The 15593-nt window shown below is 48.9% G+C and carries 13 protein-coding genes and 1 tRNA gene; 7 read left to right on the forward strand and 7 right to left on the reverse strand.

Features of this window, described 5'->3' with window-relative positions:
* Nucleotides 1–284: 284 nt before the first annotated feature.
* The 3 genes from HLG76_RS03305 to HLG76_RS03315 form a co-directional block, all read right to left on the reverse strand.
* Nucleotides 285–503: a hypothetical protein gene (locus HLG76_RS03305; RefSeq protein ID WP_021023412.1), complete on the reverse strand. Its 219-nt coding sequence runs from the start codon at nucleotides 501–503 to the stop codon at nucleotides 285–287.
* 75 nt (nucleotides 504–578) lie between these two features.
* The gene (locus tag HLG76_RS03310; protein WP_077577409.1) at nucleotides 579–2039 is read right to left on the reverse strand and encodes a PLP-dependent aminotransferase family protein; all 1461 of its coding nucleotides are present in this window, start codon (nucleotides 2037–2039) and stop codon (nucleotides 579–581) included.
* Nucleotides 2040–2191: 152 nt separating this feature from the next.
* Nucleotides 2192–2278: transfer RNA gene (locus HLG76_RS03315), tRNA-Leu, on the reverse strand.
* A gap of 215 nt (nucleotides 2279–2493) precedes the next feature.
* On the opposite strand from HLG76_RS03315, the gene HLG76_RS03320 reads away from it, so the two are divergent.
* The 7 genes from HLG76_RS03320 to HLG76_RS03350 all read left to right on the forward strand — a co-directional run bounded on the left by HLG76_RS03320 (nucleotide 2494) and on the right by HLG76_RS03350 (nucleotide 9865).
* Complete coding sequence (locus HLG76_RS03320; RefSeq protein ID WP_077459918.1) at nucleotides 2494–2979, forward strand: RDD family protein; 486 nt, start codon at nucleotides 2494–2496, stop codon at nucleotides 2977–2979.
* A 510-nt stretch (nucleotides 2980–3489) separates the two neighbouring features.
* Nucleotides 3490–4932 carry a YfcC family protein gene (locus HLG76_RS03325; RefSeq protein WP_021023409.1) on the forward strand — a complete coding sequence of 481 codons (1443 nt, stop codon included), beginning with the start codon at nucleotides 3490–3492 and terminating at the stop codon, nucleotides 4930–4932.
* Between the two features lie 542 nt (nucleotides 4933–5474).
* A complete protein-coding gene (arcA, locus tag HLG76_RS03330; RefSeq protein ID WP_025674807.1) occupies nucleotides 5475–6695 on the forward strand; it encodes an arginine deiminase in 1221 nt (406 codons plus the stop codon).
* A 57-nt stretch (nucleotides 6696–6752) separates the two neighbouring features.
* Nucleotides 6753–7715, forward strand: a complete 963-nt coding sequence (gene arcC, locus HLG76_RS03335) for a carbamate kinase (protein ID WP_021023407.1) — start codon at nucleotides 6753–6755, stop codon at nucleotides 7713–7715.
* A 27-nt stretch (nucleotides 7716–7742) separates the two neighbouring features.
* On the forward strand, nucleotides 7743–8747 hold the full coding sequence (gene argF / locus HLG76_RS03340) for an ornithine carbamoyltransferase (RefSeq protein WP_077459922.1): 1005 nt from the start codon (nucleotides 7743–7745) through the stop codon (nucleotides 8745–8747).
* A 170-nt stretch (nucleotides 8748–8917) separates the two neighbouring features.
* Nucleotides 8918–9406 carry an arginine repressor gene (locus HLG76_RS03345; protein ID WP_021023405.1) on the forward strand — a complete coding sequence of 163 codons (489 nt, stop codon included), beginning with the start codon at nucleotides 8918–8920 and terminating at the stop codon, nucleotides 9404–9406.
* Between the two features lie 66 nt (nucleotides 9407–9472).
* On the forward strand, nucleotides 9473–9865 hold the full coding sequence (locus tag HLG76_RS03350) for a RidA family protein (RefSeq protein WP_077459924.1): 393 nt from the start codon (nucleotides 9473–9475) through the stop codon (nucleotides 9863–9865).
* A gap of 54 nt (nucleotides 9866–9919) precedes the next feature.
* Here HLG76_RS03350 and idi read toward each other — a convergent pair whose 3' ends face one another.
* The 4 genes from idi to parE form a co-directional block, all read right to left on the reverse strand.
* A complete protein-coding gene (idi, locus tag HLG76_RS03355) occupies nucleotides 9920–10486 on the reverse strand; it encodes an isopentenyl-diphosphate Delta-isomerase (RefSeq protein WP_021023403.1) in 567 nt (188 codons plus the stop codon).
* A gap of 14 nt (nucleotides 10487–10500) precedes the next feature.
* Entirely contained in the window at nucleotides 10501–11235 is a 735-nt protein-coding gene (locus HLG76_RS03360) for a 1-acylglycerol-3-phosphate O-acyltransferase (RefSeq protein ID WP_077646057.1), read from the reverse strand.
* 98 nt (nucleotides 11236–11333) lie between these two features.
* The gene (parC, locus tag HLG76_RS03365) at nucleotides 11334–13583 is read right to left on the reverse strand and encodes a DNA topoisomerase IV subunit A (RefSeq protein WP_077773901.1); all 2250 of its coding nucleotides are present in this window, start codon (nucleotides 13581–13583) and stop codon (nucleotides 11334–11336) included.
* Between the two features lie 25 nt (nucleotides 13584–13608).
* Nucleotides 13609–15501: a DNA topoisomerase IV subunit B gene (gene parE, locus HLG76_RS03370; protein WP_175993053.1), complete on the reverse strand. Its 1893-nt coding sequence runs from the start codon at nucleotides 15499–15501 to the stop codon at nucleotides 13609–13611.
* Nucleotides 15502–15593 lie beyond the last annotated feature (92 nt).

The raw sequence follows: 15593 nt of genomic DNA on the forward strand, positions 1-15593 counted from the left end.
AGTGCCCACACAGATTGCATAGGTCAAATTGTTAAAGAGCGTGTCGATTCGTGGTTGGCATTTCGTGACTTACGTCTCGTTGCCCCGTCGACAGGAAGCGCAGTATAGAGATCTCAGTTTTTACCGCAACCCCTAAATATAAAAAAAAAGCGCCTTGCTGCTCGTTTGTTCACAAAACAAACAAAAACAGACAAAAGGCCCCTTTTTCCGGTCGTTGAGAGCTTTTCTAGTCGTGGAGAGCGAGAGATGGCTGGTGCTCACGCTCCCTCAATACAAAAAAACAATTAGTGCAAGTGCGATTGTTGCCTTTCCTCCGCACGCTCTTTCGCTCGACAATAACGCACAGCGCCCCACGCCATGAGCAAAAGCACAAAAGGAATTGCGCCAGCGGTCCATTGCGCCCATGTGTAATAGGCAAGTGTTTCAATAATAATGATGTGGCCAAGGATCAGTAACGCTGCACAAATTATTGCGACCACCATCATGCTCATCTCTTGTTTCATCTTTTCCTCCCAAGCTGGTATTGCACATCCAGTTTAAAGGGAAAAGTGCCGTCGCGGCCTAGTACAAAGTGATCACTATTTAACTGGTACAGGTGACGCGGCGAGTAACGATGAGAGAGCCGTCGCAATCTGATTTAACCCATCACACTCGGCATCATTGTGCTCGAGCTCTCTTGTTACTTTTCCATCAATCGAGAGATTGAGACGAAAGCAATGATTAAACCGTCCATCTGTCGCAAACAATGCACCCGGGGCGATGGTCACACCAAACGGCCTTAACGCCTGAAACAGATCACGCGTATCGATGTTTTTATCCAATGTAACCCACAAAAAATAACCGCCTTTGGGTTCGCTAACCGAGGCACTGGCCGGTAAGATCGCTTTGAGTTGGGTGAGGACCTGGTTTTGACGAGTAGACAGCGTTTCACGTAATCGGCGTAAGTGCGCGTCATAGCCGCCTTGTTTTAAGTAATCAGCAATCGCCAGTTGATTGGGCGCCCCTACGGCTAAGCTCGAAACGGACTGACGCTTCTCTATTTGCATCGCATAGCACCCTGCCGCGACCCAGCCCACTCGAAAACCAGGTGCAAGCTGTTTGGAGAAAGAGCCGCAATGTAAGACGCCGCCTTGCGCATCATAGGCTTTTAAAGGCATGGGCCGTGAAGGGGTGAAATAGAGCTCACCATATACATCATCTTCGATAAGTGGGACTTGATGAGACGCAAGTAGGCTAACCACACGGGGCCGGTCATCATCTGGAATCGATGCCCCGGTAGGATTATGAAAGTTACTCATTAACCAGCATGCCGATACTTGGTGTGAGATTAAGGCGTGCTCAAGCGCATTTATATCAATACCAGAACTTGGATCAACCGATACAGCAACGGGTTCAAGTTGTAGCCTTTCAAGCGTTTGCAGTACCCCATAAAAAGCGGGTGCTTCGATAATGACTTTATCACCAGGTTGAGTGAGTGCGGCTAATGACAAACTTAATGCTTCTATTGCACCGTTGGTGATAATGATTTCGTCAATGCCAACTTTAATGCCTTGACGCAGATAGCGTTGGGCAATCAACCGACGCAGCCCAGTGTCACCGGGTGGTAAAATAGTAAAGTGGTCTGGATGTGAAGACTGACGAAGCACTCGCGCCATTGCCCGTCCCAAGGCTTGCATGGGGAACAGTTGAGGATCGGGAAATGCCGAACCAAATGGATAGCGCGTTCCTTGGTGACTAGCACTGATCACATCAAAGACATCCTGATGCGTGGAGAGCCATTGAGAATCAGCTTGCGGCCTCGCCAATACATGCTCTGCCAACTGGTTATAATGAGGGCGAACAAAAAAACCGGACCGAGGTCTCGCTTCAACCCAGCCATCAGCTTCCAACTGTTCATAAGCACGCATCACTGTCATTGGACTCACGCGCTGGAGACGGCTCATTTCTCTTACCGATGGGATCCGCTCGCCGACTTGCCAAACGCGCTGCTGGATTTGTGCTTCGATCCAACGAGCAATGTCTTGATAACGCACTTGCACCTTACTACTCCCTCTTTTTGCTTATCGAGGGATCATACCTTGGGCCGTCAGGATTAGCGGGATAGAATGTGGCGGATTGTGACTTGCACATCGCTTATGCGGGCGCATAACGAAAAAAGCCCCAGTCTTTAGACTGGGGCTTTTTTGGGATTTGGTGCCGAGAGAGGGACTTGAACCCTCACACCCGTTAAGGCGGCGGATTTTGAATCCGCTGCGTCTACCAATTCCGCCATCTCGGCAAGTGCGGCCAATTATACGTACCGCCCTTTCGAGTGCAAGCACAAAAAGCAAAAAAGTGTTTGTTCGCATTATTTTTAACCAACTCAGGACACTAAGATACACTTATGCAGAAAAAATCCCCATAGTTGGTCAAAAAACAACAGCCTAGTCTTACTCGCCAAGACAGTGTCTGTGCTAGGCTAGCATCGAATTGAATACTGGGATGTAAACACCAATGCAAACGTCTTCTATCGCTTGTCCAACCGCAGGTTTTTTTCGCCGCTTAGCGGCCTGGGTCTATGATATTCTAGTGGTTGCCGCACTTCTTATGCTTGCGGGGGGCGGCATGATGGCATTGCTCGCGATCGCACAAGCGCTCGGCATGTCTATCGCGCCCTACCAAGATATCAGTGACTTTCTCACCCATCACCCCATTGTTAACCCATTATATACAGCGTATTTAGCCTGTGTCATCGGTGGGTTCTATGGCTATTTTTGGTGTAAGGCAGGACAAACACTCGGGATGCGAGCATGGCGCCTGCGCCTGCAAAATACCGATGGCAGTAATATTCGCCCCACTCAGGCACTGATCCGCATGGCAACGGCCTGCTTTGGCCTTGGCAACCTCATTGTTATCTTCGATATCAATAATCGCGCTTTCCAAGACCATTTTTCTGAGTGCGATATGATTGTGCTGCCAAAACCCACCAAAAAGAAATAACGCCCTCATCAATAGGGCGCAAGTGCGCCCTTTCCTATACGGACTTCGGTTTAAGCCAACCGCTAATTTGATTTAAAACAAGAAAAGCCTAATTATCTCACGTTGGAACCCTTGGTGTTTTATCCTGTTTTATTCATCATTAACGCCCACCACTTATGACTAATTAAGCAATCTGCTCACATAAACGCTATCGAGCAAAGGGATAATATCTGCCTTACGCTGCAAGTAGATACATTTTAATCAATAAAAACCCATCTTTTCCTTGGCGAAAAAAAGGATAAGTACGCGTAAAAACCAACATAACATTCACTTTAAAATTTAAGCTCATCTTTTTAATAAAAAGCCACATTTCCTTTTGTGAGATATCACCAAGAAGTCAGAAGCCTCTCGCTTTTACAATAAAGACAAAGCAAATGTTTATTGCTCAAAATAATAATGACGTGAAACTTAACGCTTTACCTCAACACGTGTAGTACGCCCCTGTACTGAGAAGAGGTATGAGGAGAAACCATGAGTAACCAAAGTGTTCCTGAGAAAAAAGGTTGGTTTGCCAATCTGAAGTTCCCATCCGCTTATACGATACTGTTTATTCTTATTGCCGTCGTTGCCGCCCTAAGTTGGGTCGTACCCGCAGGGCAATACGACCGCACCATGAACGAAGAGCTTGGTCAACAAGTCCCTGTATCAGGCACTTATCAGCAAGTTGAGAGTAATCCGCAAGGCATCGTGGATGTCCTTTTAGCCCCCATTGATGGCTTTTATAATCACCAAACTTATGAAGCGGCGGCCATTGATGTCTCCCTGTTTATTCTTATTATTGGCGGCTTTTTAGGGCTGGTGACGAAAACGGGCGCCATTGATGCTGGTATTGAGCGGGTCACCAAACGCTTGGAAGGGCGCGAAGAGTGGATGATCCCTATCTTGATGGGCCTATTTGCCGCAGGGGGCACCATCTACGGGATGGCTGAAGAATCACTCCCCTTCTATACCTTGCTTGTGCCTGTGATGATGGCCGCACGTTTTGATCCTGTCGTTGCCGCTGCCACCGTGCTACTTGGCGCAGGTATTGGCACATTAGGCTCAACCATTAACCCGTTTGCGACTGTGATTGCTGCCAATGCCGCAGGCATTCCTTTTACCGACGGTATTCTGCTGCGCCTCGCCATTTTGGCCATTGGTTGGCTCATTTGTGTCGCTTATGTCATGCGCTATGCTCGGAAAGTACGCGCTGACCAAAGCCAATCCATTGTTTATGACCAGTATGAAAGTAATAAAAAGCATTTCCTTGGCGAGCACGATGATAATCAAAGCCTAGACTTCACCGCCACACGTAAGGTCATCCTTACCGTTTTTGCCGGTGCATTCGCGGTCATGATTTATGGCGTCTCCTCGCTCGGATGGTGGATGGCCGAGATCTCAGCCGTGTTCTTAGGGGCCGCCATTATCATTGGTCTTATTGCGCGCATGAGTGAAGAGGAAATCACCACCAGCTTTATAGATGGGGCGAGAGACCTACTTGGTGTAGCGCTGATCATCGGTATTGCGCGCGGTATTGTGGTGATCATGGACAAAGGCATGATCACCGACACCATACTGAATAGCGCGGAAAGCCTAGTATCGGGCTTGTCGTCATTTGTGTTTATCAATGTGATGTATTGGCTTGAAGTACTTCTGTCTTTCTTGGTGCCCTCATCATCAGGACTGGCTGTTCTAACCATGCCAATCATGGCGCCCCTCGCTGATTTCGCCAACGTCGGTCGCGAATTAGTCGTCACCGCTTACCAGTCAGCCTCTGGCTTGGTCAACCTAGTGACTCCGACGTCCGGCGTGGTCATGGGCGGCTTAGCCATTGCGCGTGTACCCTATGCGAAATGGATAAAATGGGTTGCTCCCCTACTTGGCATTTTAACTATCATGATTATGGTTATGCTCAGCGTCGGTGTCATGCTGTAAACACTATCACCGCAACACACGCGCACTTGCGATAAGCAAGTGCGCTTTTTTTTGCCTAAAAACGACCTTGACCTGCTTTATTTTTTTGTCGCTTTGTATTTTTCACAATAAAACAACATTTTTAACAACAAGTCGTATAATAATGATCACCGTCACAATTCAAACCAAAAAATCGCCTGTACTTGTTAAATTAAAAAAAATCAAAAGATAGTCATTCATTAATGACGCATAAGCTTTAATACACGCAAAATAAAATAGGCATAAAACAAACACAAAGTCCGCGCAAACTCTGAAGATAAAAAAATAAAAACGCTAAGCAATCATTAAAAGTGATTAATTATTAAATACCACGTAAATCATCTGCCATAAATACCATTAACACAGGGTAAAACCGCTCTCTAGGATGTATTGAGTCAATGTGATCCAACTTCCAGTTCCATTATCACGCCGCGTTAGAATGAATTTGTACCCAATAATAAATCTGCACTTTTTATTTATCCCTTCCGATGAAAAGCCAAGCAGAGATATACGGAGAAAGAAAGATGAACAACTTCTATGTCGGCTCAGAAATTGGTCAATTACGTACAGTGATGTTACACCGTCCTGAGCGTGCTTTGACACACCTCACTCCCTCTAACTGTCACGACCTGCTTTTCGACGATGTGCTTTCCGTTGAACGCGCAGGTGAAGAGCATGACAAGTTCGCACAAACGCTTCGAGACCAGGGTGTGGAAGTCTTATTGTTGCAAAACCTGCTGGCTGAAACACTGGATGTCCCTGAAGCCAAAGCTTGGCTGATGAACCTAAAAATATCTGACTATACCTTTGGTCCGTCGTTTGCGAACGATATCCGCTGCTACTTAAATGATCTTCCTCATCATGAGTTAGCGTCGATGTTCTTAGGCGGGCTCGCCTACTCTGAGCTTCCGCTGGCGACAACATCGATGTTGCAAGCGATGCATGCCCCTTCAGACTTTATTATCGACCCACTGCCTAATCACTTATTTACGCGAGATACCTCGTGCTGGTTATACGGCGGCGTATCGATTAACCCAATGGCTAAACCGGCGCGTAAACGTGAAACCAACCATCTACGCGCCATTTATAGATGGCACCCACGTTTCGCCAATGGCGACTTTATTACCTACTTTGGTGGCGAGAACATTGATTATGACAATGCCACTATCGAAGGCGGCGATGTCACTGTCTTGGGTAAAGGCGTGGTCCTCATTGGGATGTCTGAACGCACCACGCCGCAAGGGGTAGAAAACCTCGCATCCAGTTTGTTCAAACACGGACAAGCCAAGCAAGTGATTGCGATGGAGCTCCCTAAACACCGCTCATGCATGCACCTTGATACCGTGATGACCCATATGCGCGAAGATACCTTCTCGGTATACCCAGAAGTGATTCGCAAAGACATCAAATGCTGGAGCCTCACCGGTGATCGCACTGGCAAACTCAATGTTCGCGAAGAGGATTACTTCCTGACCGCGATTGAAAAAGGACTTGATGTCGGCCCACTGAATCTGATTACCACAGGCGGTGACAGCTTTGAAGCCGAGCGTGAGCAATGGAATGATGCCAACAACGTACTCACCGTTCGTCCTGGTGTCGTGGTGGGCTATGAACGGAATACCTATACCAACGAAAAATACGATAAAGCGGGTATCACTGTCTTGTCGATTCCCGGTGACGAATTGGGCCGCGGCCGGGGTGGCGCGCGCTGCATGAGCTGCCCTATCCATCGTGATGGTATTTAAAACGCATTGGGCTGAGCCTGCTTGCGCTCAGCCCCAACGACTGTAGAGAGTATGATTATGAATAAACCCACTGTCGTGGTTGCATTAGGTGGCAACGCCCTCCTGCGTCGAGGCGAACCTTTAGAAGCCGACATTCAACGTGCCAATATCGCCAAAGCGGCAAAAACCATCGCGGCGATTGGTGAGCAATATAACGTCGTTCTGGTTCATGGCAATGGCCCACAAGTCGGCTTATTGGCACTGCAAGGGTTAGAGTATAAATCTGTGACCCCTTATCCGTTGGATGTGCTCGGCTCTGAAACCCAAGGCATGATTGGCTACATGCTGATGCAAGAGCTACATAACTTAGCACCGGATCAACATGTGTCTTGTATGCTCACGCAAATGACGGTTGATCCCAAGGATCCGGCATTTGCCAATCCGACCAAACCGATTGGGCCCGTGTATGACCAACAAGAAGCGAATCAGCTTGCTGACAAATATGGCTGGGATATCAAACCGGATGGCCAATATTTCCGTCGAGTGGTACCTAGCCCGCAACCCACTGGCATTATTGAGGATGATGCCATTGCCAGCTTGATCAAACAGGGGCATTTAGTGATTTGTACCGGTGGTGGCGGTATCCCAGTCATTAAAGAAGGTGATCAACTCAAAGGCATTGAAGCGGTAATTGATAAAGACATGTCAGCCGCATTCTTAGCCCGCCAAATCAATGCCGACGCTCTGCTGATTTTGACCGATGCCGAGGCGGTCTATCTCGACTATGGTCAACCCAATCAACGGGCCATCGCCGAGACAACGCCCGAGGATCTAAGCCAATACACCTTCGATGCAGGCTCAATGGGGCCTAAAATTGATGCCTCGTGCGAATTTGTGCGCCAAGGTGGAAAACTGGTTGGCATCGGCGCTTTAGAAGATGGTTTAGCGATTCTAGCCGGTCAGGCGGGCACGCGTATTCGTCCACATTCAGTGAATAAAAACAATATTTCTCACGGCCAACCTGCTCCTGCACAAGCCTGAGACCAATAACGAAGAGGATTTACCATTATGGCTTTTAACCTACGCAACCGTAACTTTCTGAAACTACTGGACTTCACGCCTCGTGAGATCCAACACTTTATCGACATGGCTATTGAACTCAAAAAAGCCAAATACAACGGTTATGAAACGCCGCGTCTAAAAGGTAAGAACATTGCTCTGATCTTCGAAAAAGCCTCAACACGCACCCGCTGTGCCTTTGAAACCGCTGCGTTCGACCAAGGCGGCCAAGTCAGCTACATCGGCCCAACCGGCTCTCAAATTGGTCATAAAGAGTCGATGAAAGACACCGCTCGCGTACTCGGCCGCATGTATGACGGTATTGAATACCGTGGCTTTGGACAAGACATTGTCGAAGAGCTCGGTGAGTTTGCCGGGGTACCTGTATGGAATGGCCTGACCACCGAGTTTCACCCTACGCAAATCTTAGCCGATTTAATGACCATGCTCGAACATGGCCGTGGTAAGCAGCTTCATGAAATGCGCTTTGCTTATCTAGGCGATGCTCGCAACAACATGGGAAACTCCCTGATGGTCGGTGCAGCGAAAATGGGGATGGATATTCGCTTGGTTGCACCAAAAGCATTCTGGCCGGAAGACGCATTGGTGACACAATGCCGTGAAATTGCAGAGCAAACCGGCGCGCGCATTACGCTCACCGAAGACGTACAAGAAGGCGTTAAAGATTGTGATTTCTTGTATACCGACGTCTGGGTTTCCATGGGCGAGTCTAAAGAGGCTTGGGACGAGCGCGTCGCGATGATGAAACCCTATCAAGTCAATATGGATGTAGTGAAAGCAACCGGTAATCCACATGTAAAATTCATGCATTGCTTGCCCGCGTTCCATAATAACGAAACGACCGTCGGCGCCGAAATAGAACAAAAATACGGCCTAAAAGGGCTAGAAGTCACCGAAGATGTGTTTGAGTCAGACTGCTCTATCGTTTTTGACGAAGCAGAAAATCGCTTACACACCATCAAAGCGGTGATGGTCGCCACCCTCGGCGATTAATCCCCTAACAGGGCGTCACACGGCGCCCTGCTTCTCCTCTTGATACCACGCAGTGACACGCATCAAGGTTTCCCTTTACCGCAACTGATAGCATATGCGATTGAGTCGCTAATCATCAGTTTTATCTACTGATATTAACGTAAAGTGCCGTTAATTATAAGGGGTTGCCCGTGGTTGATGATGCAATTCTATCGGTAACAGCCGCCACACCAGAGGACGATATCCTTTCAACGTGCCGGCATTTACTCCAAACCCAAAGCTTTACTACCCAAGATGCTGTGCGTCAGCAACTGGTGGATCTTGGCTATCTTGATGTCAGCCAATCGACTGTCTCTCGGTTATTATCCAAGCTGGGGGTCGCCAAAGTACCCAATGCGCATGGACAAAAAGTCTATACGCTGAGTGGCGAGATGGAGCCTGTGTATGCGATCTCTTCGGTTGGATCACAAATTGACGCGATCACCTGTAGCCACGCCATGGTGGTGGTAAAAACACATCCAGGCGGTGCCCAACTGATTGCACGCTTAATCGATCTTCACCGGCACCCCTTAATTTTAGGCACGGTAGGCGGCAACGACACCATTTTGGTCGCCCCTCGCCGCTTAAGCGATCTCAGTGCCTGCGAGCAAGTGGTCCGTGATCGCCTTGCCCCCGTGTAAACGGCTTTACCTGGCTGGATAACCGTTGCAGACTATAGGTGTTGCGTTTTAACAAAGGAATAGACAATGATCCAAGTACTGCAAACTGAACAAGCGCCAGAAGCGATCGGTCCTTATTCACAAGGGGTTGATCTTGGCAATATGATCCTTACTTCTGGCCAAATCCCGGTTAACCCGGTAACTGGACAGATTTCACCAGAAATTACGGCGCAAGCACGCCAGTCGCTGGATAATGTTAAAGCGGTTGTCGAAGCGGCAGGACTGAAAGTGAACGATATTGCTAAGCTCACTGTGTTTGTGAAAAACATGGAAGACTTTGCCGATATCAACAAAGTGTATGGTGCATTCTTTGACGAGCACGGGGTAGAAAACTATCCAGCACGTTCGTGTGTTGAAGTGGCACGCCTGCCCAAAGATGTTGATATTGAAATTGAAGCCATCGCGGTACGTAGCGCTTAAAGAAAAAAAGCGGCGTCGACGACGCCGCTTAATTGTCACCCAGCCAATCTCAGTTTATATCTGCGAGGCGGTTGGCAACTCAACCATCGCATGAATCCGGGTCAGTACCTGCTCAAACCATGCGGTAAATCGCTCAGGGCTCTCTGCGACTGCCTGCCTCACCTCACTTTCCGGCCACCAGCGACAATCTTCTACCTCATCTGGGTTTAAGATCATATCGACGCGATTCACCTCACAGGCAATGACTTGATCCAACTCGTGTTCAATCAACCCATTGCCCAGTTCTGCGCGATATTCAAACCAAGGTCCCATCATAAAGTTGAGCGGACGCGCAATACCTAACTCTTCGTATAGACGCCGCTTTGCCGCTGCGGCAATCGGTTCATCCTGTTTGGGGTGTGAACAACAGGTGTTAGTCCACAACCCGCCACTGTGATATTTATCTGCCGCCCGACGTTGGAGTAGATACTCACGTTCCCCATTGGCGTTGCATCGAAATAACATAACGGAGAAGGCCATATGCAGCCATCCTTGCTGATGCGCCTCCAACTTTTCAGCGATCCCTTGTGGTTCACCATTAGGTGATACCAACACAACATGGTGGCGCTGGGTTGAAGTCATAGCTGAATCCTCAATTAGCGGTCGCGTTGATTACGTTCCGCAACTTCTGCATCAAGCTGTTCTAACTTGCTTTTCATCACCTGGTGGCAGTGTTTAGCAAGCGCACGAACATTGTCTTTATCGTAGCCCTCAGATGAAATCGGTGCCATCACTTCAACAATCACATGACCATTGTTCCAACGATTGGCTTTTAAATGATGCGTTGAGCTGCATACGATCGGGATCAAAGGCACGTTGGCACCGATAGCGGCGTGAAACGCGCCGGTTTTAAAAGGCAATAACCCACGCCCGCGAGAACGTGTCCCCTCTGGGAATAACCATACGCTCAGTTGCTTGGCACGGATCTTTTCCGTCACCTGCGCAATGGTCCCCATCGCTTTACTGCGGTTCGCTCGATCAATCAATACGTTGCCGGTTAGCCAATAAAGCTGGCCAAAAATAGGTACCCACAAGAGGCTTTTTTTACCAACGGTGACCGCGCCAGGCATTAATGCATTAGATAAGGTCACCATATCCCAGTTACTTTGGTGGTTGGCAATACAAACACTGGCACCGGGCTCGCGCGGTGCGCCTTCGGCAAAACGCAGTTCCAAGCGAATCCCAAATAAACGAGAGAGGCGCCCAAACCATTTACTGATATGATAGCAATTACGGGGGTTACGGGGGCTTAATAAGCAGTAAAGCCCGCCAAAGACAAACAGCAACACAGCGGCAATTAATAATGCCAGCAGTCGCACGACAAAAATCATTTCTCTCTCCAAAGAGCCAGCGTAGAAGGCGAGTCAGTATACGGATTCAGCACAAAAATGCACCCACGCCGCCCTTGATCACAAGGGCGGACGTTGTGTTATTCATCAGTGAGAATATCTATCTCATCCACGCGCTGAAGGCCTCGAGGCAGCATACTCCCTCGACGACCACGCTCGCCACGATAATGAGCCAAATCGTCTGGCTTTAACGTTAATTTCCGTTTACCTGCGTGCAGAGTAATCCCTACATCGGCAGGCACAACGTAGAGCTGACTTAACACTTCTTCACGCGATTTCGCGCGTGCGCCAGGGATATTAATGATTTTATTGCCTTTGCCTTTGCTCAACTGAGGAAGTTCATGCACAGGAAAGACCAGCATTCGCCCTTCATTAGAAATAGCCACAATCAAATCCGTTTCTAGCTGGCTGATTTGACGAGGCGGCATCACCTCAGCATGCGCGGGCACCGTTAGCAAGGCTTTGCCGCTGCGGTTTTTTGACAGCATATCGGCTTGTTTACACACAAAGCCATAGCCCGCATCGGAAGCCATCAGCATAAACTGGTTTTCATCTGCCATGAGTACATGACGAATCGATGATCCTGGCGTGATATTAATTCGACCCGTAATCGGCTCGCCTTGGCTTCGTGCTGACGGCAAGGTATGCGATTCGATCGCATAACTGCGCCCATCTGATCCCAAGAACACCGCAGGTTGATTACTCTTACCCGGTGCGGCATCGAGGAATTGATCCCCGGCTTTGTAATTTAGGCTGCTGGCATCAACATCATGGCCTTTGGCGTGACGAATCCAACCTTTGTCAGATAACACCACAGTGATGGGCTCACTGGGGACTAAATCACGTTCCGTTAACGCTTTGGCCTCGGCACGCTCGATCAAAGGAGAACGGCGGTCGTCACCATATTTTTCTGCATCCGCTAGGATTTCTTTTTTGATCAAGGTGTTTAACCGACGATCTGACCCCAGCAATGTTTCGAGTTTGTCGCGCTCTTTGCTGAGCTCATCTTGCTCACCGCGAATTTTAATCTCTTCTAACTTGGCCAACTGGCGCAACTTGATCTCAAGAATGGCTTCGGCCTGTTTCTCACTCAAACCGAAGCGCTGAATCAACTCCGCCTTTGGCTCATCTTCACTGCGGATGATCTCAATCACCTCGTCAATATTGAGGTAAGCGGCGAGTAAGCCCTCCAAAATATGCAGGCGAGCAAGCACTTTTTCCAAGCGATGCTCAAGGCGACGTCTTACGGTTTGGCGTCGGAAGGTTAACCATTCAGACAAAATGCCGTGTAAGCCTTTGACCTGCGGCCGACCGTCCAGGCCAATCATATTGAGGTTAACGCGATAGCTTTTCTCTAAATCGGTCGACGCGAATAAGTGATCCATCAGCTGATCACAGTCAACACGATTCGAGCGCGGAACGATGACAATACGCGTTGGATTTTCATGATCCGACTCATCGCGTAAATCATCCACCATCGGCAGCTTTTTCGCCCGCATCTGATTGGCGATTTGCTCTAATAATTTGGCACCAGAGACTTGATGCGGCAACGCTGTGATCACAATTTCATTGCTTTCTTTATGCCACAAAGCGCGCATCTTGATGGATCCACGTCCGCTGGTATAAAGCTTTTTCAAATCTGATTTTGGCGTGATCACTTCAGCTTCGGTCGGATAGTCAGGGCCTTGAACATACTCAAGCACGCCGTCTAAATCCATACTGGGCTTATCAATCATCGCCGCCAGCGCATTGGCGAGTTCCCGGGCATTGTGCGGGGGAATGTCGGTGGCCATACCCACTGCAATCCCAGTAATACCGTTTAATAAAATATGCGGTAAACGTGCCGGTAAGGTCTTCGGCTCTTTCATGGTGCCATCAAAATTGGGGCCCCATTCAACCGTGCCCTGGCCAAGCTCTTGCAGCAACACTTCTGAAAAGCGTGAAAGACGTGATTCGGTATACCGCATCGCAGCAAAGGATTTAGGATCGTCCGGTGCGCCCCAGTTCCCTTGCCCATCAACCAGTGGGTAGCGATAAGAAAACGGCTGCGCCATTAACACCATGGCTTCATAGCAAGCCGCATCCCCGTGGGGGTGGTATTTACCCAACACATCGCCAACGGTACGGGCCGATTTTTTATACTTTGCGGAGGCGGAAAGCCCCAACTCGGACATCGCGTAAATAATCCGGCGCTGCACTGGCTTTAAGCCATCGCCGATAAACGGCAGTGCGCGATCCATGATGACGTACATCGAGTAATTGAGGTAAGCGTCCTCAGTGAACTGGCGAAGGGCAAGCTGCTCTACGCCATCATAAGTCACCTCTGTCATGCGAATAAGATCCCGTTATAGTTATTTAAATATCGATAAGTTCGGCCATATCGCCTTTTTGCTGCAGCCAATGGCGGCGATCTTCCGCTCGCTTTTTCCCCAGCAACATATCCATCAACTGTTGCGTTTGCTCTTCGTCATCGATAGTAAGCTGTACCAAGCGCCGAGTATTGGGGTCCATGGTGGTCTCACGCAGTTGTAAGGGGTTCATTTCCCCTAACCCTTTGAAACGTTGAACATTGATCTTGCCGCGCTTATTACTTAAACGCTCCAAGATCCCGGCCTTTTCATCCTCGTCCAAGGCATAAAAGACCTCTTTTCCACAATCAATCCGGTACAAAGGCGGCATCGCGACATAAACGTGGCCACCTCTGACCAACGCGTGAAAATGTTGCATAAATAATGCGCATAGAAGGGTCGCAATATGCAGGCCATCTGAGTCCGCATCGGCCAAGATACAAATTTTATCGTAACGCAGGTGAGATAAATCGCTCGAGTCCGGATCGATCCCCAGCGCGACCGAAATATCGTGTACTTCTTGCGAGGCGAGTACTTGGTCTGCTGAGACTTCCCAGGTATTCAGGATTTTTCCTCGAAGCGGCATCACCGCCTGGAATTCTCGATCGCGCGCTTGTTTGGCCGACCCGCCTGCAGAATCCCCTTCGACCAAAAAGAGCTCGGTACGACTGGAATCTTGCATGGCACAATCCGTTAACTTGCCAGGTAATGCAGGGCCAGACGCCACTTTTTTACGCACCACTTTCTTGGCAGCACGCATCCGTCGATGGGCGCTGGCGATACAGACTTCTGCCAAGCGCTCAGCCAAATGCGGGCGCTCATTAAGCCAAAGGCTGAACGCATCTTTTACCACGCCAGAGACAAACGCCGCACATTGGCGCGATGACAAGCGCTCTTTGGTTTGTCCGGCAAATTGCGGGTCTTGAATTTTAACCGAGAGCACGTAGGCACAACGCTCCCAAATATCGTCCGCGGTCAGCTTGACTCCGCGAGGCAATAGGTTGCGAAATTCACAAAACTCCCGCATTGCTTCCAACATACCTTGTCGTAAGCCATTAACGTGGGTACCGCCCTGTGGGGTTGGAATTAAATTCACATAACTTTCGGTGGTTAACTCTCCCCCATCTGGGAGCCAAATCACTGCCCAATCAGCGGCTTCACTTTGGCCACTAAATTCACCGATAAAAGGTGTCTCGGGCAGTACCTCATAACCTTTCACACTGTGTGCTAAGTAGTCTTTGAGCCCGTCTTCATAGTACCAAGTAATGGTTTCATTGGTGTTTTTATCCGTCAGGTTCACCGTCAAGCCCGGACACAATACAGCCTTGGCTTTTAAAATGGTTTTCAAGCGCGTAAGCGAGAACTTGTCCGAATCAAAAAATTGGCTATCGGGCCAAAAATGAACGCGGGTACCTCGATTACGGCGTCCACATGTTCCGGTGACAGTCAAGTCTTGTACTTTATCGCCATTTTCGAACGCGATGTCATACACCTGACCGTCGCGTTTAACGCTGATCTCGACCCGATGAGACAAAGCGTTAACAACCGAAATACCCACCCCATGCAGGCCGCCACTAAACTGGTAGCTTTTATTGGAAAACTTACCGCCAGCATGGAGTTTACATAAAATCAGTTCGACCCCAGAGACGCCCTCTTCTGGGTGGATATCAACCGGCATCCCTCGCCCATCATCAATCACCTCTAATGACTGATCTGCATGAAGAATGACATCAATTTTACTGGCGTGACCGGCTAGCGCTTCATCGACACTATTATCGATCACTTCTTGCCCCAAATGGTTGGGACGGCTGGTATCTGTGTACATACCCGGACGTCGGCGCACTGGCTCGAGCCCATTGAGGACTTCTATCGATCCTGCGTTATAGTTTTGTTCTGTCATAATCGATTAGCTTAATAAATGTGATGACATGGTCAGCAAGGGGGATCCGCTTGTCAAGCGCGACCCCAGATTGCCACGAGTTTCTGTGAACT

Origin of the sequence: Salinivibrio sp. EAGSL (assembly GCF_013366455.1) — a bacterium.
GTDB lineage: Bacteria > Pseudomonadota > Gammaproteobacteria > Enterobacterales > Vibrionaceae > Salinivibrio > Salinivibrio costicola.